The 1516-nt window shown below is 30.1% G+C and carries 1 protein-coding gene; it reads right to left on the bottom strand.

Translation table 11 applies throughout. The annotated features are described in order from the left end of the window. Positions 1-85: 85 nt before the first annotated feature. Complete coding sequence (locus QZZ48_RS15775) at positions 86-1432, bottom strand: DUF898 family protein (RefSeq protein ID WP_294967208.1); 1347 nt, start codon at positions 1430-1432, stop codon at positions 86-88. Positions 1433-1516: the final 84 nt, after the last annotated feature.

The following is a 1516-nucleotide window of genomic DNA, read 5'->3' as shown; positions in this document are numbered from 1 at the left end:
ACTTCTTTGTTTTTGGTCGAATAAGATTAGCAGATTATCGATTAATCCTATCTTTCAACTTACTTTCAAAAAATTGCACTTGATTTTAGAATTGGCGTCCTAAATATATGGGCACTATTATTAGTGATATCTGTAGCAATATTGCTCTAACAGCTTCAACATCTTGTTTAGCTTCATTCAATCCAACTAGTTGTTCAGTTCCTACTATTGTTACTAAAAGTGCTATTGTTATTATCGTTGCAAGCAATCCAATACCTACCACCTTTGATAAAATAATCATTAAATTTTTAATATCTAAGTTAGTGATAAATTTTCCTTGACCAAACTCAACATTGTTAATAAGAAACTCAGTATTTTTCTTTTTTAAAAACGCATTTCCATAAATAAAAGAAACTAGCATTAATAAAAGTATTATTGGTATAGTAATCATTTTACTAACACCTATTGTAGATAAAATAGCGGTAGATGCAAAGAAAATTAGAATATACATAAGGAAAAAGCCCAATGGATAGGCAAAAAGGTTAATATAGGCTTGTTTAGACTTACCTAGAAATTTAAAACGAATATTTGAAAAACTTGTCATTTTCATGTTAAACATCATACTTCTTAGGATGATCCATGGTATTGCTATAAGTAGAAGAAGAATAAGGAAAACACTAGCGAATGCAAATACTCTCTCAACAATTACATATGTAATTAACAATAGCATAGCAATAACGTAACCAACAAATAATTGCTTACCGGTAGCATGATACTCAAAGTTTCTATCCTCAAGTGTACTGTTAGCATGAAAGTAACGACGATTTCTAACTTTCGCCCATGGGTAGTACATACCTAATGTAACCAATGTTAGTAATATGTTTACAATCCATATCTTAAAATATTCACTTGCATCTAAGTCAGCAATAGTACGAGCAACTTTTTGAATCTTCTTTATACTTCTAAAAGATAATGAGAATCTACTAACTGCTATATCTAAAACATCTTTGGCCTCTGCTTCTAAGACACAAAACTTCTCTATATCTGCATCACTAAGTTTTGCATTAAACTTATCTTGACCTCTTTTTTTAGAAAATATATGAGCTTCAACAACTTTACGGTGTAACTCTTTTGAGGTAAAACTAGACTTGTCATCTGCTTTGACATTTTGCATAACTACATTTATATCTACTCTATCTAAAAATGGATCGGAGAGTCTATTTTTATATCTTTGAATTTCAAGTTCGTTGCATCTACAATCTAGATGCTCATTTAGAAGATTTCCACAAGGACATGGATTCATTGCTCCTATAAATAAGAAGTCACTTGGATATTCTACTTTGGAGTTTACACGAGAAATTCGGATGCGATTATCTTGCATCGGTTCTCTTAAAGCTTCTAGTATATTTTTAGAAAAATGAGGCAGTTCATCGAAAAATAATTCTAGGTACAATTTACTATTAGACTATTTAGTTTAAGCAGTGACATAAAATAGAGGATTTTTTGATGAAAAATATAATCATTTTTAAGATGGAGT

The organism is Sulfurimonas sp., from assembly GCF_016744025.1.
GTDB lineage: Bacteria > Campylobacterota > Campylobacteria > Campylobacterales > Sulfurimonadaceae > Sulfurimonas.
Note: the sequence above shows the minus strand (reverse complement) of the source record. Positions and strands in the feature narration are given on the sequence as shown.